Genomic DNA, 18,571 nt, shown 5'->3' with positions numbered 1-18,571 from the left:
CAGAAACGACGGGCGCCCCTTATTCGGATTCGTCGAGAACCGCGGTGGTATAGACTTCCTGGACATCGTCCAGGCCTTCGAGCACGTCCAGCATTTTCTGCATCTTGATGGCGTCGTCCCCGGTGAGCTCGGTTTCGCTCAGCGCCTTCATGATGACGCCCTGCACTTCGGGCACCAGCGACGCCTGCTCGAAAGCGGCCTTGACCGCCGCGTAATCGGCGGGAGGGCAGATCACTTCTATCATTCCCTCGGCATCGGTCTGGATGTCTTCGGCGCCGGCCTCCAGCGCGGCTTCCATCACCTGTTCTTCCGAAGTGCCGGGCGCAAACAGGAATTGGCCGCAATGCTGGAACATGAAGGCGACCGAGCCTTCCTGGCCCAGGTTGCCGCCGTGCTTGCTCAGGGCGTGGCGCACTTCGGCGACCGTGCGGATGCGATTATCGGTCATGCAGTCGATGATGACCGCCGCGCCGCCCAAGCCATAGCCCTCGTAGCGCACTTCTTCGTAGTTGGCGCCATCGGCCCCGCCGGCGCCGCGCTGGATGGCGCGCTGGATGTTTTCCTTGGGCATGTTGGCGGCCATGCCCTTGTCCCACGCCATCCGCAGGCGCGGGTTGGCGTCAGGGTCGGCGCCGCCGGCGCGCGCGGCCACCGTGATTTCGCGGATGATCTTTGTCCAGAGCTTGCCTCGTTTGGCATCTTGGCGACCCTTGCGGTGCTGGATGTTCGCCCATTTACTGTGACCGGCCATAAAGTGTCATTACATTGAGGATAAAGAAGGTGATTTTAGCGCGTGCAGAGCAAGGAGCATCGAATTACACTTGGATCTTCTCTTTGCACCGCCCGGAATGGTAAAAAAATGGCCGATCCCATCGTTATCGCGAAAAATGCCAATACAGAGTCTCTCCTGCTGCCGCAGCTCGCCAATCGCCACGGCTGCATCACCGGCGCCACCGGAACCGGCAAGACTGTAACATTGCAGCTGCTGGCCGAGGCCTTTTCCCGCATGGGCACCGCGGTCTTCATGGCGGACGTCAAAGGCGACCTCAGCGGCATTTCGCAGCCGGGCGCCGCCAGCCCCAAGCTGCGGGAGCGGCTCGCCGCGCTGGGCCTGCCCGAGCCCGTGTGGGGCGCCAGCCCCGTCGTGCTGTGGGACATCTTCGGCGAGCAGGGGCATCCGCTGCGGGCGACGGTCTCCGACATGGGGCCATTGCTGCTGGCGCGCATGCTGGAATTGAACGACACCCAGGAAGGCGTGCTCAGCCTGGTCTTCAAGGTGGCCGACGACGAAGGCCAGCTGATACTGGACCTCAAAGACCTGCGCGCCATGCTGCAGGACGTCGCCGACAGGTCGGCCGAATTGCGCACGCGCTATGGCAATGTGTCCGCGGCGTCCATAGGCGCCATCCAGCGCAGCCTGCTGCGCCTCGAATCGCAGGGCGCCGCCCAGTTCTTCGGCGAGCCCATGCTGGACATCTTCGACTGGATACGCGTCGACGAACGGGGGCGGGGCATCGTCAACATCCTGGCGGCCGACAAGCTGATGCAGTCGCCGCGCCTGTATGCGGTCTTTCTGTTGTGGATGCTGGCCGATCTGTATGAAGGCCTGCCCGAGGTCGGCGACCCGGACAAACCCAAATTCGTGTTCTTTTTCGACGAAGCGCATTTGCTGTTCAATGACGCGCCCAAAGCCCTGCTGGAAAAAATCGAACAGGTCGTGCGGCTGGTGCGCTCCAAAGGGGTGGGCATCTATTTCATTACGCAGAATCCGCTGGACATACCCGATACGATACTGGGCCAGCTGGGCAATCGCGTGCAGCACGCCTTGCGCGCCTTCACCCCGCGCGACCAGAAAGCCGTCAAGACCGCCGCGCAGACCATGCGGCCCAATCCCGGCCTCGATATCGAACAGGCCATCACCGAATTGGGCGTGGGCGAGGCCCTGGTTTCCCTGCTCGATGCCAAGGGCAGCCCCACCCCGACCGAGAGGGCCTGGATGCTGGCCCCCGGCAGCCGCATCGGGCCGGCCGCGGAGGCCGAGCGCCAGGCCCTGCGCAACGCTTCCCCGCTTGGCGGCAAATACGATCGCATCATCGATCGCGTATCGGCCTATGAAGTGCTGCAAAAGCGCATGGAAGGCGGGGCGGCGGACCAGCCCGGGCCGGCAGGCAAGGGCGCGGCCGGCAAGCCGCCCGCGGCGGACGCCGGCTTCATGGGTACGGTCAATGATTTCCTGTTCGGCTCGACCGGCCCGCGCGGCGGGCGGCGCGATGGCGTGGTGCAGTCGGTCGCCAAAAGCGTTGCGCGGCGCACCGCCAATCAATTGATACGCGGGGTGCTGGGGTCGCTCACCGGCCGCCGGTAAGGCCGGCGCGCGGCGGGCCCCGGCCGCCGCGGGATATGGCGGTTCATGATTTTGTTCAACTGAAAATAGAGAGAGCTCAAGGTGTCTAAAGTCCACAAGATTGCGGTGATTGCAGGCGACGGTATTGGTAAAGAGGTAATGCCCGAAGGCCTGCGCGTGCTTGAAGCCGTCGCCGGCCGCCATGGCCTGCGCTTCGAATGGGAGGCTCTGGACTGGAGCTGCGACTACTACGCCAAGCATGGCCGCATGATGCCGGAGGACTGGAAAGAGCGCCTGAGCGGCCATGAAGCCATCTTCTTCGGCGCCATAGGCTGGCCCGATCTGGTTCCCGACCATGTCGCCCTGTGGGAATCCCTGTTCAAGTTCAGGCGCGAGTTCGACCAGTACATCAATTTGCGCCCCGTGCGGTTGATGCCCGGCGTAAAAACGCCGCTGGCCGGCCGCAAGCCGGGCGATATCGATTTTTTCATCGTCCGCGAAAATACCGAAGGCGAATATTCCAACAGCGGCGGGCGCCTGTTCGAGGGCACGCAGCGCGAGGTCGTGATCCAGGAAAGCGTGTTCACCCGCGTGGGCGCCGAGCGCGTATTGAAGTTCGCCTTCGAGCTGGCGCAGAAACGCGGCAAGCACCTGACGGCGGCGACCAAGTCCAACGGCATTTCGATTTCCATGCCATGGTGGGACGAGCGCGTCGCCGACATGGCCCGGCACTACCCGGACGTGCGCTGGGACAAATACCACATCGATATTCTCTGCGCCCATTTTGTCCAGCATCCGGACTGGTTCGATGTGGTGGTGGCGTCCAACCTGTTCGGCGATATCCTGTCCGACCTCGGGCCCGCCTGCACGGGCACGATAGGCATAGCGCCTTCGGCCAACCTGAATCCGGAGCGCAAGTTTCCGTCCCTGTTCGAGCCCGTGCACGGCTCGGCCCCGGACATCTATGGCAAAGGCATAGCCAATCCCATAGGGCAAATCTGGAGCGGCGCCATGATGCTGGATTTCCTGGGCTACCCGCAAGCGGCGCAGGAGGTGCTGGAGGCGATCGAAACGGTATTGGAAAACGGCCCGCGCACGCCGGATATGCAGGGCGGCGCCAGCACCCGGGAAGTCGGCCAGGCCATCGCGGACCTCATCGCGCAGCGCTGATTTTCCGGGCGGCCCTGCTTTCAGGCTGGCGCAGGCCCGACCATACGATGGCGCCTATCATCAAGGCGCCGCCGAACAGCGCCCGCGCCGACGGGTACTGGGCGAACAGCACGGCCGCGAAGAAAATCGCATAGATGGGCTCGAGCGCGATCACGATGCCCGCGCTGCGGGCCTTCAAGGTCATGAGGCTGGATACCAGCAGGTAATGGGACAGGGCGGTGCAGAATACGCCCAGCAGCGCTATCCATAGCCAGTCCAGGGCGTCCAGCCCGGCCATGGCCGGGAAGGAAAAAGGCAGGGTAAGCAGGGCCACCACCAGGTTTTCCCAGCAGGCGACTTGCTGCGCCGGGATATGCGCGGCGGCGCGGCGGTTGACCAGCGTGAAGATGGCGAAGGCCAGGCCCGACAGGATGGCCCAGGCCAGGCCCACGGTCGCCTCGTCCCGCAAGTCGAAGGAGGGCGTGACCAGCACCAGGCCCAGGGTGACCAGCAGCAATATCAGCCATTCTGCAATGCTGATTCTTTCTTTGAAGAAAAGGCATTCGCACAGGGTGATGAAGGCCGGGAAGCTGGCAAAGCCCAGGGTGGCGACGGCGACGCCGGCGATTTTCACCGCAATGAAGAAGGTGACCCAATGCACGGCCAGCATGGCGCCCGCCGCGGCCAGCACGCCTATGCTGCCGGCCTTGAGGCCTTGCGTCAGCGAGCCGCCCTGGAAGCGTATGAAGGCGAACAGGGCGAAAACGGCGAAGCTCGCCCGGCCGGCGGTAATGGCCATGGCGTCGGCCTGGATGAGCTCGCCAAAAATGCCGGTCAGGCCGAACAGCACGGCAGCGATATGAATCGCAAATAGAGCACGCTGACGATTCATATTTTCAGGTACAGGGTCGCAATAAGGATTTAAACTAGGCGCTATTATCGCGCAGCCGGCGTCTGTCCATGTTATGTCTATGAAAGGAGTCCGTCTTGGAAAACCAGGTCAAAGCAATACGTATCGAAGAAAACGGTGGCCCCGAAGTGCTCAAGCTCGTTTCGGTGCAGGTGCCGCCACCCGAAAAAAACGAGGTCACCATACGCCAGAAAGCGGTGGGCCTGAATTTCATCGACATCTACTACCGAAGCGGGCTGTACAAGCACCCCTTGCCCCATGGCCTGGGCTTTGAAGCGTCGGGGGTGGTCGAGGCCGTGGGCGCCGGCGTCAGGCACTTGAAGGTGGGCGACCGCGTCGCGTACGGCCAGAGCCCCCTGGGCGCCTATGCCGAGGCGCGCAATGTGCCCGCCGACCGCGTCGTCAAGATACCCGGGGGCGTCGACTTCGACCAGGCCGCCGCGCTGATGCTCAAGGGCCTGACGGTGCAGTACCTGTTCCGCCAGACCTACCGCCTGCAAGGCGGCGAAACCATATTGTTTCATGCCGCGGCCGGCGGCGTCGGCCTGATTGCCTGCCAATGGGCCAAGGCCCTGGGCGTCAAGCTCATCGGCACGGCGTCCACCGCCGAAAAGGCCGCTCTCGCCAAGGCCCACGGCGCCTGGGAAGTCATAGACTATTCCAGGGAAGACGTGGTGGAGCGGGTCAAGGAACTGACCAATGGCAAGAAAGTGCCTGTCGTGTACGATGGCGTGGGCAAGGATACCTGGCTCGCATCGCTGGACTGCCTGGAGCCGCGCGGCTTGATGGTCAGCTTCGGCAATGCCTCGGGGCCGGTCGAGGGCGTCAACCTGGGCATATTGGCCGCCAAGGGTTCGCTGTTCGTCACCCGCCCCACGCTGGGGACGCACGTGCCGACCCTGGAAAAGATGCAGGCCGCGTCGGACGAGCTCTTCGGCCTGGTGGCCAAAAAGAAAATCGGCATCACCATAGGCCAGCGTTTCGCCCTGGAAGACGCCGGCGCCGCCCAGGAGGCCCTGCAAAGCCGCAAGACCACGGGGGCGACCATTCTTACCCTGGATTGACGGGGCTGGCTACCCAGGGTTGACGGCTACAGCGCTTCCTGGTGGTAGCGCCGCACCCGTTCGACCTCTTCCCTGGACCCCAGTATTACGCCTATGCGCTGGTGCAGCGCCGTGGGCTGCACATCGAGGATGCGCCGGCTGCCGTCGTGGGCGGCGCCGCCGGCCTGCTCGACAATAAAGCTCATGGGGTTGGCTTCGTACATCAGGCGCAATTTGCCGGCCTTGCCCGCGGGCCGTTCGTCGCGCGGATACATGAAGATGCCGCCGCGCGTGAGGATGCGATGCACGTCGGCCACCATGGAAGCGATCCAGCGCATGTTGTAGTCTTTGCCCAGGGGGCCGGTCTCGCCGGCCAGGCAGTCATCGATATAGCGTTTGACCGGCGCTTCCCAGTGGCGCATATTCGACATATTGATGGCGAATTCGGCGGTCTGCTCGGGGATGGTGATGTTGTCATCGGTCAGCACCCATGAGCCCATTTCGCGGTCCAGCGTGAACCCCACCACGCCCGTCCCCACCGTCAGGACCAGCATGGTCTGCGGGCCGTACACGGCATAGCCGGCGGCGACCTGGCGCACGCCCGGCTGCAGGAAATCGTCCTCGTCCACATCGCGCCCGGAGGCATGCTGCGGCGCATGCAGCACCGAGAATATCGTGCCTATGGAGACGTTCACGTCTATGTTGGACGAGCCGTCCAGGGGATCGAACAGCAGCAGGTATTCGCCCTTGGGGTAGCGGTTGGGGATGCGGTGTATGGTCTCCATTTCTTCGGAAGCCATCGCGGCCAGGTGCCCGCCCCATTCGTTGGCTTCCAGCAGGATCTCATTGGACAGGACGTCCAGCTTCTTTTGCACTTCCCCCTGCACATTCTCGCTTTCCAGGCTGCCCAGCACGCCGCCCAGGGCGCCTTTGCTTACCGCGTGGCCTATCGCCTTGCAGGCGCGCGACACGGTTTCGATGAGCAGGCGCACTTCGGCCGAGACGGCCTGTTTCTTTCTTTGCTGCTCGACCAGGTACTGCGTCAGTGTTTTGCGTTTCATTTGTACTCCTGCTGTATTTTCAAGGCCTTGGAAATGATTTCCGCTACGTTGCGCGACAGCGCCGGGTGCCGCTGTATGCGCTGCAGGGCGTCGTGCATGGCGTCGCGGTTGGGCGCGGCGAAGCGCGCCCAGTTGTCGAACGCCCGCGCCAGGCGCGCGGCGATCTCGGGGTTGAGCTCATCCAGCGCCATGACCTGCTCGGCCCAGAATTCATAGCCTTGCGGCGTATGCACGCCCTGCAGATTGTTCATGCAGAACTGGAAGATCAGCGAGCGGGCCCGGTTCGGGTTGCGCAGGGAAAAGGCGGGATGCAGCATCAGGGCCCTCACGGTTTCGACCGTCGTGCCCGGCGCGCCGGCCTGCAGCGCAAACCATTTGTCTATGACCAGGGGATCCTGCTGCCATTGTTCGTAGAAGTGGTTCAGCGCCTCCTGGCTTGGCGCCCCGGCGGAAAAATGGACCAGCGCGGACAGACCGCCCATGCGGTCCGTCATGTTGCCCGCGCCGTAATACTGCGCCGCCGCCAAGGCCTGCGCCTCGGGATGCGCCGCGGCCATCAGGTAGTGCAGGCATAGATTGCGCAGCGAGCGGCGGCCGGAGGAAAGGGGGTCGGGCCGGTATTGCTCCGCGTCATCGGCGCAGGCATGATAGGTTTCAAGCCAGAGGGGCGCCAGGGCCTGGCCCAACTGGCCGCGCAAATGCCTGCCGGCCTGCACGACGGCGGCGGGATTCATCGGACTGGTTTTTTCCAGCAACTCTTTTTCGGTCGGCTGGCTGAGTATTCTGGTTTTGTAGGCCGCGCTCAGGCCCGGGTCGCGCAGCAGGCCGCGCCAGGTATCGGCCAGGCCGGGATGGACGACGGGCTCTCCGCCATCGGTGAAGGCGCGCACCAAGGCCAGCAATTGGCGCGTGGCGAGCTCCTGGACGGCTTCCCAGCGGGCGTAGGGGTCGGGGTCGTGTTGCGCCAGCAGCGTCAGTTCGGCGTCCTGTCTTTCGAACTCGACGATGACGGGCGCCGAAAAATCGCGCAGCAGCGAGGGCACGGGTTTTTCGGGGATATTGGGAAATTCCCAGGTTTGCCGTTCATCGACCAGTTCCAGCAGGACCGTGTCCAGCGCGCGGCCGCCATGCTCGATGGCCAGCGGCCTGCCTTGCTGGTCCAGCAAGCCCAGCGCGAAGGGAATATGCAGCGGCGGTTTCGGCAGCGCGGGAGACTGCAGCTTTTCTATGCCGACCGGCTCGCAATGCTGGCTCAGGGTGACGGCGCAGGTTTTTCTGGCGGCGTCGTAGGCCAGTTCGACCTTGACGCGGGGCGTGCCCGCCTGGCTGTACCAGCGGCGGAAGACATCCAGATTCTTGCCCGGATTCTGCTGTACATATACCGATTCCATGGCGCTCACGAAGTCGTCGCAGGTGACGGCGGCGCCGTCATGGCGGCGGAAATACTCGTCCATGCCGGCCCGGAAGCCCGCCTCGCCCAGTATGGTGTGCTGCATGCGTATCACCTCGGCGCCTTTCTCGTACACGGTCGCCGTGTAGAAATTGCCGATTTCCTGATAGCTTTCGGGCCTTATGGGATGCGCCATGGGTCCCGCGTCTTCGGGGAACTGGGCTATGCGCAAGGTGCTGACGTCATCGATGCGCTTGACGGCCCGCGCGCTGGCGGCTTCGGCGCCGGACAAGTCCTGCGCCAGCATGTCGGCCGAGAACTCCTGGTCGCGGAATACCGTCAGGCCTTCCTTGAGCGACAGCTGAAACCAGTCGCGGCAGGTGACGCGGTTGCCGGTCCAGTTATGAAAATACTCATGGCCGATGACCGCTTCGATGGCCCGGTAGGCCGGATCGGTGGCGGAATCCTTGTCGGCCAGGACATAGGCGGAATTGAATACATTCAAACCCTTGTTTTCCATGGCCCCCATATTGAAGTCCCTGGCGGCGACCACCATGAAGCGGTCCAGGTCCAGCTCCAGCCCGAAGCGCTGCTCGTCCCATTGCACCGAGCGGACCAGGCAGTCCAGCGCCCATTGCGTCTTGTTTTCGGAGCCGCGGTCGCTGTAGATCTGCAGCAGCGCGTCGCGTCCGCTGCGGGTGCGCAGGGTTTGCTCGCGGCAGGCGAAGTCGCCCGCCACCAGGGCGAACAGATAGCAGGGCTTGGGGTGCGGGTCTTCCCAGACGGCCTGGTGGCGGCCGTCGGGCAGGTCGCCGGCCTGCAGCCGGTTGCCGTTGGACAGCAGCAGGGGATAGCGTTCTTTATCGGCGCGCAGGGTCACCTGGTAGCGCGACATGACGTCGGGGCGATCGGGAAACCAGGTAATGCGGCGAAAGCCTTCGGCCTCGCACTGGGTGAACAGCTTGTCGCCCGATACATACAGGCCCATCAGGCTGGAATTCTGCGCCGGCCTGCACAGGCTGGTGATCTCCAGGGTGAAGCGCGCCGTCTTGGGGAAGACCGTCAGCATTTCATCCTGCAACTGATACTGGCTGGCATTCAGCGCCTGCCCGTCCAGCGCCAGGGATTCCAGGTCCAGATCTTGCCCGTTGAGGACCAGAGGCTGGTTTTCGTCGCCCACGCGCTCGAAGACCAGCCGCGAGCGGACCCGGGTTTGCGCCGCGTCCAGGTCGAATTGCAGGGCGACCTCGGGCAGGCGATAGGGGTAGGGCCGGTAGTCGTGGCGCGATATGGTGGGTGCTGTGTCGGTACGCATGGCTGGGAACTCGCTGTTCAATGATGGGCTATTGTAGTATTTGCGCCGCGCCGCGGTTTTTACTGGGAAAATGCAACCTTTGGCGCGATGCGGCGGTCTCATGGCAATGGCAGTATGCAATGTTTTGTGGTGCGCGGCCCGGCAGATGCCGCGCCGCTTAATTCAATATGAAGCAGGGGAATAGCATGTGGAACAGAGTAAGGCGTTCTAATGGCTCGATATTATGGTTCTGGATGGTCATGGCCAGCCTCTTTCTGGTGGCGGGCTGCGCGTCGACCCTTTCGGCGCGCGTGACCAGCTACCAGAAGTGGCCCGCGAATGCGCAGGGGCAGTCCTATCGCATAGTGCCTTCCACCAACCAGCTCAATAATCTGGAATTCGAATCGGTGGCCGATACCGTGAGGGCGGCCATGGGCCCGACCGGGCTGGTCGAGGCGCGCTCGGGGCAAACCGCAAGGTTCGACGTGTCGATCAATTATGAAAATCCGCTCAGCCAGGTCTGGGTGCAGCGATATTACGACCCTTATATGGACGGCTGGGGTTTCGGCCCGGCGTTCGGCGGCTATTATGGCGGTTATCGCGGCTGGGGCGGCGGTATATATATGGCGCCATCGGTGCGCAGCGAACCGGTCGAAGTTTATAAAAATACTTTGACGGTGATTATCAAGGATAATCAAAACAACGGCGCGGAGGTGTACCGTTCTAGCGCCGTGAATGTCAGTTCGTCGGATAATCTCGCGCAGGCGGTGCCTTATCTGGCTCAAGCTGTGTTCGACGGCTTTCCAGGCAATAATGGCCAAGTGCGCGAAGTGAATTACAAGCGCGGCCGCTAGGCGGCTCGAACGCGGCCAGGCGGCTTGCGCCGCACTGGCCGCCGGGGCTTACGCCTTGATCAGGAAGTCGGCGCGGTTCTGGCCTTCGGCTTCGGCGGCGGTCACCCAGCGTGGCGCCTTGCCGCGGCCAGTCCAGGTGGCTCCGGTCTGGGGATGGCGGTACTTGGGCGGAACCGGGCGTTTGGCGCCCGCCGCCGCGGGAGCGGGCTTGCGCGCCACGGCCCGCGTGGTTTTCTTGTTGAAGGCTTCGGCGATTTCCTCCGGCGTGATATCGTATTCGCGCATGGAGCGGATAATGGACGTTATGACCGGCGCGCGCTGTCTGGTTTGCAGGGCCTGCGCCTGTTTTTGCAATTTGAGTATCTCTTTTTCGATTTTTTGCTTCTGGGAAGAATACGTATCTCGGGTCATTGTTGTTCCTGGGTGAATGTATTCAAGTACTTGCCGCAAGACGAGGTAATGCGGTATCAAGACCAAACCGAATTCTAACTTGTCCGCTTTATATTTAATAACAAAATGATGAGCCAAGTCTTTATATTTTGTATTGGCGGGACGCCTTGATCTTTGAATGACGGCAATAATATGACTGAAATAAAGAATAACTTTCGCGTGGCGGCGATTCAAACCGTCTCCTGCGCCCGGCTCGATGAGAATCTGCGCGAGGCCGGATTATTGATAGCCCGCGCCGCGCAGGCTGGCGCCGAATTGGCCGTGCTGCCTGAATATTTCTGCTTCATGGGACATAAAGACGCGGATAAACTCGCCATCAGGGAAATGCCCGGCAGCGGCCCCATCCAGGATTTTCTTTCCAGCCAGGCCAGACAGCACGGTATATGGCTGGTGGGCGGAACCCTGCCTCTTGATAATGACGATCCCGGCCGCATCTATAATTCGAGCTTGGTTTACGACCCCAGCGGAACGCGGATCGCGCGCTACGACAAAATCCATTTATTCGGTTTCAACAAGGGCCAGGAATCTTACGATGAATCGGTTTCCATACGCGCCGGGGAAAATCCGCCACAAACCTTCATGGCGCCTTGCGGCAGGGTCGGGCTTTCGATTTGCTACGATTTGCGTTTTCCTGAATTCTTCAGGGCCCTGGGCCAGGTAAACCTCATTATCCTGCCGGCCGCTTTCACCTATACCACCGGGTCGGCGCACTGGGAAGTGCTGCTGCGCGCCCGCGCCATCGAAAATCAATGCTATGTCCTGGCCTCGGCGCAAGGCGGCAAACACGAAAATGGTCGCCGCACCTGGGGGCATTCTGTTCTAATTGATCCATGGGGCGACATCGTCGACAGTATCGCCGAAGGGCCCGGTTTCGCCATTGGCGACATCGACCTTCAGCGCTTGTCCGATGTGCGCGCATCCTTGCCCGCCCTTAAACACCGAACGATGTGATTTGTCGTTTGTTACGGTACTCCTTTTATGAAACTTGCTGATCCTGCCATCAACGCACTGGCCACCGCCAAAGCGGTTCTGCTCGACCCCTGGGGCCTGGGCGAATCCGACATGGCGCGCGCGCTGGGCGAAATCTTTACCCACAAAGTCGATTATGCCGACCTGTATTTCCAATATACGCGCAGCGAAGGCTGGAGTCTTGAAGAAGGCATAGTCAAGACCGGCAGCTTTTCCATCGAACAAGGGGTGGGCGTGCGCGCCATCAGCGGCGAAAAAACCGCTTTCGCCTATTCCGATACGCTGTCGCCCGATGCGCTGCTGTCGTCGGCGCGCGTCGTGCGCACCATCGCCCGCCAGGGGGCCGGCCGCCAGAAAGTGGTAAGCGGGCATCCGCCCCTGGGACACGCGCTTTATCCCGCCATCGATCCGGTCAACACGCTGTCCGCGCCCGAAAAAGTGGCCCTGCTCGAGCGCTTCGAAGCCATGGCGCGCGCCGCCGACCCGCATATTATCCAGGTCATGGCCGGCCTGGGCGCCGAATACGACGTCATCCTGGTCGCCGGCAGCGATGGCCGCCTGGCGGCCGATGTCCGCCCGCTGGTGCGCCTCTCGCTGACGGTGATCGCCGAACGCAATGGCCGGCGCGAGATGGGCCATGGCGGCGGGGGCGGGCGCAGCGGCCTGGCCTATTTCACCGATGACGTATTGCGTTCCTATGTGCAGCGCGCTACCCACGAGGCCCTCGTCAACCTCGACGCCAAGCCCGCGCCGGCCGGCGAAATGACCGTGGTGCTGGGCTCGGGCTGGCCGGGCATACTGCTGCATGAGGCGGTGGGGCATGGCCTCGAAGGCGATTTCAATCGCAAGGGCTCCAGCATCTTTTCCGGGCGCATAGGCGAGCGCGTCGCCTCCAAGGGCGTGACCGTCATCGACGACGGCACCATCGCCGACAGGCGCGGTTCGCTCAACATCGACGACGAGGGCAACGCGACGCAGCGCAACGTGCTGATCGAAGACGGCATCCTCAAAGGGTATATGCAGGACTCGATGAATGCCCGGCTCATGAAAATGCCGGTGACCGGCAACGGGCGGCGCGAATCCTATGCGCATCTGCCCATGCCCCGCATGACCAACACCTTCATGCTTGCCGGGCAGGTGCCGCCGCCGGAAATCATCGCTTCGGTAAAAAAAGGCCTGTACGCCGTCAATTTCGGCGGCGGCCAGGTCGACATCACCAGCGGCAAGTTCGTGTTCTCGACTTCCGAAGCCTATATGATAGAAAACGGCAAGGTCAGCTATCCGGTCAAAGGCGCCACGCTGATCGGCAACGGCCCGGACGCCATGAACCGCGTCAGCCTGATCGGCGATGATTTGCAGCTGGACTCGGGGGTCGGAACCTGCGGCAAGGAAGGCCAGAGCGTTCCCGTGGGCGTAGGCATGCCCACGGTGCGCATGGACGGCCTGACTGTGGGCGGCACCGCCTAGCTTGCCCCGCCGCAGCTCCCTGCGGCAGCTTTCGTCCTGTCATCGAACGAGCGGCGCCCCAGGGCGCCGCTTGCGCATTCCCCTTTCCCGTCATCCCGCCTGCGCCGGCGCCGCGGCTTCCTGCGGGCTTGCCCGCGGGCCGCGCGATGGCTTGACTCGATCCATTCCAGGACTTATCATTTCGATAGAAATTAATTTAGTTGAACTCTTTTTTGAGATGAATACTACAGTGACTACCCAACAATACGATCTGCGTATCCTGCGCGCCTTGCGGCGCATTACGCGTTCGATCGCCCTGCATTCGCGCCAACTGGCGGCCTGCAGCAACATCACGGCGCCGCAGCTCATCTGCCTGAGGGCGGTGATAGACCGCGGGCCGCTTACCGCCACGGCGATCAGCCGCGAAATCCATGTCAGCGCCAGCACGGTGGTGGGCATACTCGACCGCCTCGAAGACAAGGGGCTGGTGCGCCGCGAGCGCGGCAGGGAAGACCGCCGCATTGTCTTCGTCACGGCCACCGAGGCGGGCATAGAGCTCGCCAGGGAAACGCCCTCGCCGTTGCAGAAAAAGCTCTCGGATGCGCTCAATGCTTTGCCCGAACTCGAGCAGATCACGATGACGATGTCGCTTGAACGCATCGTGGACCTGATGGAGTCCGACGGCATCGCGCCCAAGGAGGCGCCGGGCGAGCTCGCCTCGCCCATCCTCGACGTTCCCGCAACGGGGGCGCTACCCGAGTCGGGATTGGTGGTGTGACGGATTGCGCAAGCTTATTTACCCCTAATGACTCTTGCGCCGCTGGCGCGCGGGCGGGCGCGCCGGCGGACGCCCGCGAATGGATGCGCGCGCCGGGCAAAACCGACGCGGCCGGCATCCACCGCCTGGTGGCCGACTGCCCGCCGCTCGATCTCAACTCTGTCTATACCTACTTGCTGCTGAGCGAGCATTTCGCCGGCACCTGCGTGCTGGCGGGTTCGGGCGACGCGCTCGAAGGCTTTGTTTCCGGCTACGTCCTCGCGCAGCGCCCGGATGTGCTGTTCGTCTGGCAGGTCGCGGTGCACGAGCGCGCCAGGGGCAAAGGCCTGGGCCTGCGCATGCTGCGCCACCTGCTGCGCCGCCCCGGCTTGGCCGCCGTCCAATATGTCGAAACCACAGTAAGCCCCGGCAATCTCGCCTCGCGCGGCATGTTTGCCGGCCTTGCGCGGGGGCTAGCGGCGGGGATGCGCGAAGAGCCTTTTTTCGAGCCCGGCCTGTTCGGCCAGGCCAGCCATGACGACGAACCTTTACTACGCATCGGCCCTTTCCAGGCCGCGGCCGCATAGCGGCCGCCCTGACACAGGCCGGTAGTTTTAAACAGAGGCGCCAGGGGGCATATCCATGCTGCCGGTTTTCCTACAGGACGCCTCGCAACCAGGAGAAAAAAATAATGATGGACTTAAAAATATTCGACCGGATGGAGTCGGAAGTACGGGGCTACGTCCGGTCGTTTCCTGTCATTTTCAAGCAGGCCAGAGGTTCCGTACTCATCGATGAAGACAACAAGGAATACATTGATTTCTTCAGCGGCGCAGGGACGCTGAACTACGGGCACAATAACCCCATCCTGAAAAGCAAGCTGATCGAATACCTGGATACCGACGGCCTGGTGCACGGCCTGGACATGGCCACCAGCGCAAAGAAGTATTTCCTCGAAACCGTGGACCGGGTATTGTTCAAGCCGCGCAAGTGGCAGTACACCCTGCAATTCACCGGACCCACCGGCACCAATGCGGTCGAAGCCGCGCTCAAGCTGGCGCGCCAGGTAAAAGGCCGGCAGAACATCATTTCATTCACCCACGGCTTTCACGGCGTCAGCGGCGGGTCGCTGGCGGTCACCGCCAACTCCAAGTTCCGCAATGCCGCGGGAGTGGCCCTGGGCAATACCTCCTTCATGCCCTTCGACGGCTATTTCGGCCCCGACGCGAATACCATGGACTATCTGGAACGCATGCTGGATGATTCCAGCAGCGGCATTGATCATCCCGCCGCTGTCATCGTCGAAACGGTGCAGGGCGAAGGCGGCGTGAACGTCGCGACGTGGCGCTGGCTCAAGGACCTGGAAAAACTGTGCCGGCAGCACGATATGCTGCTCATCGTGGACGATATCCAGGTGGGCTGCGGCCGCACGGGCAGTTTCTTCAGCTTCGAATCGGCTGGCATCCAGCCGGACATCATCACGCTGTCCAAATCCCTGTCGGGGTTCGGCCTGCCCATGTCGCTGGTGCTGATCAAGCCCGAGCTCGACATCTGGAAGCCCGGCGCCCACAGCGGCACTTTCCGCGGCAATAACCTGGCCTTCGTCACGGCCGCCCAGGCCTTGGAAAGCTATTGGCGCGACGGCGCCTTCGCCAACGATACCCGGCGCAAAGAGCGCCTGGTGCGCGACTGGCTGGAAAACCTGGTGCACAGCTACCCCATGGCCGGCATGAGCGTGCGCGGCCGCGGCCTGATCCAGGGCCTGGTCACTCCTGGCGACGACGACATCGCGGCCCGCATAGCGAAAAAGGCTTTCGAGCACGGCGTGGTGATAGAGACTTCCGGCGCGAACGATGAAGTGCTCAAGGTATTGCCGGCGCTGACCATCGAGGACGACCTGTTGCTGCGCGGGCTCGAAATCATCGAACGCAGCGTTGGAGAGGTATTGGCGGGCAAGGGCGTGAGCGCCCATGTATTGAAATTTGGAGGGCAGGCGCGATGATAGTCAGGAATGTCAACGAAGTAATCGGCACTGAACACGAAGTCAAGACGGACACCTGGCTCAGCCGCCGGGTATTGCTGGAAAAAGACGGCATGGGCTTCTCTTTTCACGAGACCGTGATTTTTCCCGGAACCGAAACCCACATCCACTACCAGAACCACCTCGAAGCGGTATGGTGCGTGGAGGGCGACGGGGAAATCGAAACCGTCGCCGACGGCAAGAAATACGCGCTGGGGCCAGGGGTCGTCTATGCGCTCAATGAGAACGATGAGCACTGGCTGCGCGGCGGCAAGAAGCCTCTGCGCGTGATCTGCGTCTTCAATCCGCCTTTGACCGGCTTCGAGGTGCACGATGAAAAAGGCGTGTATCCGCTGGAATCGACTGCCGCTTGAACTGTAGGGAGCACGATATGAATACAGCGATGAAAGATTTGTATGTTTCACGCACGGACCGGACCTCCGCCATTATCGCGCGGCAGGACCCGGTCGTGTACGAGGGCGCGGCGTACGCCGACGCCCTGGCGCCCGGGCAGGTGGCCGACTATGAGCGCAATGGATTCCTGATGCTGGAGAACGTATTCAGCGACCAGGAAGTCAAGGCGCTGCTCGATGAAGTCGGGCGCATGAGCGCCGACCCATCCATCGTGGGCCTGGAGGAAGCCATCACCGAGCCGGGCAGCGACGCGGTGAGGTCCATATTCAGGGTGCACCAGCTCAGCGATATGCTGGCGCAGCTGGCGCGCGACCCGCGCCTGATCAATGTGGCGCGGCAAATCCTGGGGTCGGAAGTCTATATGCACCAGTCCCGCGCCAACATGAAGCCCGGCTTCAAAGGCAAGGAATTCTATTGGCATTCCGACTTTGAAACCTGGCATGTCGAAGACGGCATGCCGCGCATGCGGGCGCTGAGCTGCTCGGTGCTGCTGACCGAGAACAACGCCTGCAATGGCCCCTTGATGCTGCTGCCCGGCTCGCACCAGCATTTCATTTCCTGCCAGGGCCGCACGCCCGACAACCACTACAAGCGCTCGCTCAAGCAGCAGGAGTACGGCGTGCCCGACCCCTTGAGCCTGCAGCTGCTGGCCGAGCAGGGCGGCATCCAGGCCATGACGGCGCGCCCGGGTTCCGTGGTGTTCTTCGACTGCAACACCATGCACGGTTCGAACGGCAATATCTCCCCATGGCCGCGAGCCAATGTGTTCATGGTCTACAACAGCGTGGAGAACGCCCTGGCGCCGCCCAAGTATGGCCTGCGGCCGCGGCCGGAGCATATCGCCGCGCGCGGCAGCTTTGAGCCGCTGGCTCCGCTGGAAAGCGCGCTGGCGCTGGGCTAGCCTGGCCGCCGGCCGCGGCGGCGCGCCGGTCGCGCGTTCCGCAGCCTCCGGGCGGCCGCAGCGCGGGGGCCGCCGGCCCCGCATCCGGCGGCCATGCGCCCGCTCAGGCCGGGTTGAGGAAAGCCTTCAGGAATTCCTGGGTGCGTTCCTCGCGCGGTTCGGTAAAGACCTGTTCCGGCGGGCCTTCCTCGACTATCCGCCCCTTGTCGAAAAAACACACCCTGTCCGAGATCTGCTTGGCGAACTGCATTTCGTGCGTGACGAGCAGCATGGTCAGGTCGTGCTCCTGGGCCAGACGCTGGATCACCGTCAGCACTTCGCCCACCAATTCCGGGTCGAGCGCGGATGTGGGCTCGTCGAACAGCATGATATTGGGCCGCATGGCCAGCGCCCGGGCAATGGCCACGCGCTGCTGCTGGCCGCCCGACAGCTTGCTGGGGAATTTGTCGGCCTGGTCCGATAGCCCGACGAGCTCCAGGTATTCTTCCGCGCGCTGGTTGGCCTTTTCCTTGGACAAGCCCAGCACATGGATGGGCGCTTCCGTGACATTGCGGCGCACCGTCATGTGCGGAAAGAGATTGAACTGCTGGAACACCATCCCCATTTCCTTGCGCATCTCGCGCAGATGTTCCTGGCTCGCCGGCACCAGCGCGTCATCCTTGTACTGGTGCCATAGCGGCTTGCCCGCCACGTGTATGACGCCCTCGTTGATGGTCTCCAGCGTCATCAGGATGCGCAGCACGGTCGATTTTCCGGAGCCGGACGGACCGATGATGGTGACTTTCTCGCCTTTGCCGACCTCGAAATCGAGGGCGTCCAGGACGGTGACATCGCCAAAACGCTTGACGACCTTGTCGAATTTGATGATGGGTTCATTCATCTCAGGGGCAATCCTTGCTTGGGCAGGCGGGTGTCGAGGTACCGTATGGCCGCCGAGGCGAACAGGGTGAGCACCAGGTACAGTCCGCCCACCATAGAGAGCGGAATCAGGTAATTGAAGGTCCGGTCGCCGATGATCTTGGCCACGCTGAGCATTTCCAGGACCGACACCACCGAGAGCACGGGCACGTCCTTCATGATCGAGACCAGATAGTTTCCCAGGGCCGGGATGATGCGCGGAATCGCCTGGGGCACGATGATGATGAAGAAAGTGCGCAGCGCCGACAGGTCCAGGGCGCGGGCCGCCTCGGTCTGGCCGCGCGCGATGGACTCGATGCCCGCCCGGTACACCTCGGACATATAGGCGCTGTATTGCACGCCCAGGGCCAGGGCGCCCGTCAGGAAGGCCGGCAGCACGATGCCATAGTCCGGCAGCACGTAGTACAGGAAAAACAGCTGGATCAGCAGCGGCGTATCGCGCAGGAATTCGGTGATCAGCCGGGCGGGCCAGGAAATGATCCGCAGCCGGGCCGATTTGAGCGCGGCCAGCAGCAGGCCCAGCACGGCGGCGACCGCGAAGCCCACGACGGTCGCCTGGATGGTGGTCACCAGGCCGCGCAGCAAAATGGGCAGGATGGAACTGGCGAACAGCCAGTTGCTGGTGGTGTCCCACTCTATGCCGAATAGCAT

At 62.7% G+C, this 18,571-nt stretch carries 18 protein-coding genes; 11 read left to right on the top strand and 7 right to left on the bottom strand.

Going from position 1 to position 18,571, the window contains the following annotated elements:
- Window positions 1–19 precede the first annotated feature (19 nt).
- Window positions 20–751, bottom strand: coding sequence for a YebC/PmpR family DNA-binding transcriptional regulator (locus tag BUB23_RS02985; RefSeq protein ID WP_073101554.1), 732 nt, complete (start codon window positions 749–751; stop codon window positions 20–22).
- Window positions 752–859: 108 nt separating this feature from the next.
- Between BUB23_RS02985 and BUB23_RS02980 the strand changes: the two genes are divergently transcribed.
- Window positions 860–2,365 (top strand): helicase HerA-like C-terminal domain-containing protein, encoded by a 1,506-nt coding sequence (locus BUB23_RS02980; protein ID WP_073101553.1) that lies wholly within the window; start codon window positions 860–862, stop codon window positions 2,363–2,365.
- 81 nt (window positions 2,366–2,446) lie between these two features.
- Window positions 2,447–3,514: a tartrate dehydrogenase gene (locus BUB23_RS02975; protein ID WP_073101552.1), complete on the top strand. Its 1,068-nt coding sequence runs from the start codon at window positions 2,447–2,449 to the stop codon at window positions 3,512–3,514.
- Here BUB23_RS02975 and BUB23_RS02970 read toward each other — a convergent pair.
- Window positions 3,498–4,385 carry a DMT family transporter gene (locus BUB23_RS02970; protein ID WP_073101551.1) on the bottom strand — a complete coding sequence of 296 codons (888 nt, stop codon included), beginning with the start codon at window positions 4,383–4,385 and terminating at the stop codon, window positions 3,498–3,500. The two genes, BUB23_RS02975 and BUB23_RS02970, sit on opposite strands and share 17 nt — an antisense overlap.
- 95 nt (window positions 4,386–4,480) lie before the next feature.
- Between BUB23_RS02970 and BUB23_RS02965 the strand changes: the two genes are divergently transcribed.
- Window positions 4,481–5,467, top strand: coding sequence for a quinone oxidoreductase family protein (locus BUB23_RS02965; protein WP_073101550.1), 987 nt, complete (start codon window positions 4,481–4,483; stop codon window positions 5,465–5,467).
- A gap of 26 nt (window positions 5,468–5,493) precedes the next feature.
- Here BUB23_RS02965 and BUB23_RS02960 read toward each other — a convergent pair whose 3' ends face one another.
- Together BUB23_RS02960 and pepN are read right to left on the bottom strand one after the other, a co-directional pair.
- Window positions 5,494–6,507 (bottom strand): class 1 fructose-bisphosphatase, encoded by a 1,014-nt coding sequence (locus BUB23_RS02960; protein WP_073101549.1) that lies wholly within the window; start codon window positions 6,505–6,507, stop codon window positions 5,494–5,496.
- Entirely contained in the window at window positions 6,504–9,212 is a 2,709-nt protein-coding gene (pepN, locus tag BUB23_RS02955; protein WP_073101548.1) for an aminopeptidase N, read from the bottom strand. The genes BUB23_RS02960 and pepN overlap by 4 nt, the downstream gene beginning before the upstream one ends.
- 239 nt (window positions 9,213–9,451) lie before the next feature.
- On the opposite strand from pepN, the gene BUB23_RS02950 reads away from it, so the two are divergent.
- Window positions 9,452–10,045, top strand: a complete 594-nt coding sequence (locus BUB23_RS02950; RefSeq protein WP_245801139.1) for a DUF4136 domain-containing protein — start codon at window positions 9,452–9,454, stop codon at window positions 10,043–10,045.
- A gap of 48 nt (window positions 10,046–10,093) precedes the next feature.
- Here the strand turns inward: BUB23_RS02950 and BUB23_RS02945 are convergent, their stop codons facing one another.
- Window positions 10,094–10,456 carry an H-NS histone family protein gene (locus BUB23_RS02945; RefSeq protein WP_073101546.1) on the bottom strand — a complete coding sequence of 121 codons (363 nt, stop codon included), beginning with the start codon at window positions 10,454–10,456 and terminating at the stop codon, window positions 10,094–10,096.
- A 171-nt stretch (window positions 10,457–10,627) separates the two neighbouring features.
- Between BUB23_RS02945 and BUB23_RS02940 the strand changes: the two genes are divergently transcribed.
- The 7 genes from BUB23_RS02940 (at window position 10,628) to thpD (ending at window position 17,002) form a co-directional block, all read left to right on the top strand.
- Window positions 10,628–11,446 (top strand): carbon-nitrogen hydrolase family protein, encoded by an 819-nt coding sequence (locus BUB23_RS02940; protein ID WP_073101545.1) that lies wholly within the window; start codon window positions 10,628–10,630, stop codon window positions 11,444–11,446.
- Between the two features lie 27 nt (window positions 11,447–11,473).
- Window positions 11,474–12,931 carry a metalloprotease TldD gene (tldD, locus tag BUB23_RS02935; RefSeq protein ID WP_073101544.1) on the top strand — a complete coding sequence of 486 codons (1,458 nt, stop codon included), beginning with the start codon at window positions 11,474–11,476 and terminating at the stop codon, window positions 12,929–12,931.
- A gap of 217 nt (window positions 12,932–13,148) precedes the next feature.
- Window positions 13,149–13,688, top strand: coding sequence for a MarR family winged helix-turn-helix transcriptional regulator (locus BUB23_RS02930; RefSeq protein WP_073101543.1), 540 nt, complete (start codon window positions 13,149–13,151; stop codon window positions 13,686–13,688).
- A gap of 83 nt (window positions 13,689–13,771) precedes the next feature.
- Window positions 13,772–14,254 (top strand): diaminobutyrate acetyltransferase, encoded by a 483-nt coding sequence (ectA, locus tag BUB23_RS02925; RefSeq protein ID WP_073101542.1) that lies wholly within the window; start codon window positions 13,772–13,774, stop codon window positions 14,252–14,254.
- A gap of 107 nt (window positions 14,255–14,361) precedes the next feature.
- Window positions 14,362–15,669, top strand: a complete 1,308-nt coding sequence (gene ectB, locus BUB23_RS02920) for a diaminobutyrate--2-oxoglutarate transaminase (protein ID WP_073101661.1) — start codon at window positions 14,362–14,364, stop codon at window positions 15,667–15,669.
- Window positions 15,666–16,061, top strand: coding sequence for an ectoine synthase (locus BUB23_RS02915; protein ID WP_073101541.1), 396 nt, complete (start codon window positions 15,666–15,668; stop codon window positions 16,059–16,061). The genes ectB and BUB23_RS02915 overlap by 4 nt, the downstream gene beginning before the upstream one ends.
- 17 nt (window positions 16,062–16,078) lie before the next feature.
- A complete protein-coding gene (gene thpD / locus BUB23_RS02910; protein ID WP_073101540.1) occupies window positions 16,079–17,002 on the top strand; it encodes an ectoine hydroxylase in 924 nt (307 codons plus the stop codon).
- Between the two features lie 103 nt (window positions 17,003–17,105).
- Here the strand turns inward: thpD and ehuA are convergent, their stop codons facing one another.
- Both ehuA and ehuD read right to left on the bottom strand, forming a co-directional pair.
- On the bottom strand, window positions 17,106–17,882 hold the full coding sequence (gene ehuA / locus BUB23_RS02905) for an ectoine/hydroxyectoine ABC transporter ATP-binding protein EhuA (protein WP_073101539.1): 777 nt from the start codon (window positions 17,880–17,882) through the stop codon (window positions 17,106–17,108).
- Window positions 17,879–18,571, bottom strand: a complete 693-nt coding sequence (gene ehuD / locus BUB23_RS02900; RefSeq protein WP_073101538.1) for an ectoine/hydroxyectoine ABC transporter permease subunit EhuD — start codon at window positions 18,569–18,571, stop codon at window positions 17,879–17,881. The genes ehuA and ehuD overlap by 4 nt, the downstream gene beginning before the upstream one ends.

The organism is Pollutimonas bauzanensis (assembly GCF_900129885.1).
GTDB classification, from domain to species: Bacteria; Pseudomonadota; Gammaproteobacteria; order Burkholderiales; family Burkholderiaceae_B; genus Pollutimonas; species Pollutimonas bauzanensis.
Note: the sequence above shows the minus strand (reverse complement) of the source record. Positions and strands in the feature narration are given on the sequence as shown.

Coding starts and splice junctions, on each gene's coding strand:
- BUB23_RS02940 (WP_073101545.1), top strand. CDS start 10,628: ATGACTGAAATAAAGAATAACTTTCGCGTGGCGGCGATTCAAACCGTC.
- tldD (WP_073101544.1), top strand. CDS start 11,474: ATGAAACTTGCTGATCCTGCCATCAACGCACTGGCCACCGCCAAAGCG.
- BUB23_RS02930 (WP_073101543.1), top strand. CDS start 13,149: ATGAATACTACAGTGACTACCCAACAATACGATCTGCGTATCCTGCGC.
- ehuD (WP_073101538.1), bottom strand. CDS start 18,571: ATGCTATTCGGCATAGAGTGGGACACCACCAGCAACTGGCTGTTCGCC.
- ectA (WP_073101542.1), top strand. CDS start 13,772: ATGCGCGCGCCGGGCAAAACCGACGCGGCCGGCATCCACCGCCTGGTG.
- BUB23_RS02950 (WP_245801139.1), top strand. CDS start 9,452: ATGGCCAGCCTCTTTCTGGTGGCGGGCTGCGCGTCGACCCTTTCGGCG.
- BUB23_RS02970 (WP_073101551.1), bottom strand. CDS start 4,385: ATGAATCGTCAGCGTGCTCTATTTGCGATTCATATCGCTGCCGTGCTG.
- thpD (WP_073101540.1), top strand. CDS start 16,079: ATGAATACAGCGATGAAAGATTTGTATGTTTCACGCACGGACCGGACC.
- ectB (WP_073101661.1), top strand. CDS start 14,362: ATGGACTTAAAAATATTCGACCGGATGGAGTCGGAAGTACGGGGCTAC.
- BUB23_RS02960 (WP_073101549.1), bottom strand. CDS start 6,507: ATGAAACGCAAAACACTGACGCAGTACCTGGTCGAGCAGCAAAGAAAG.
- BUB23_RS02945 (WP_073101546.1), bottom strand. CDS start 10,456: ATGACCCGAGATACGTATTCTTCCCAGAAGCAAAAAATCGAAAAAGAG.
- BUB23_RS02980 (WP_073101553.1), top strand. CDS start 860: ATGGCCGATCCCATCGTTATCGCGAAAAATGCCAATACAGAGTCTCTC.
- ehuA (WP_073101539.1), bottom strand. CDS start 17,882: ATGAATGAACCCATCATCAAATTCGACAAGGTCGTCAAGCGTTTTGGC.
- BUB23_RS02915 (WP_073101541.1), top strand. CDS start 15,666: ATGATAGTCAGGAATGTCAACGAAGTAATCGGCACTGAACACGAAGTC.
- pepN (WP_073101548.1), bottom strand. CDS start 9,212: ATGCGTACCGACACAGCACCCACCATATCGCGCCACGACTACCGGCCC.
- BUB23_RS02985 (WP_073101554.1), bottom strand. CDS start 751: ATGGCCGGTCACAGTAAATGGGCGAACATCCAGCACCGCAAGGGTCGC.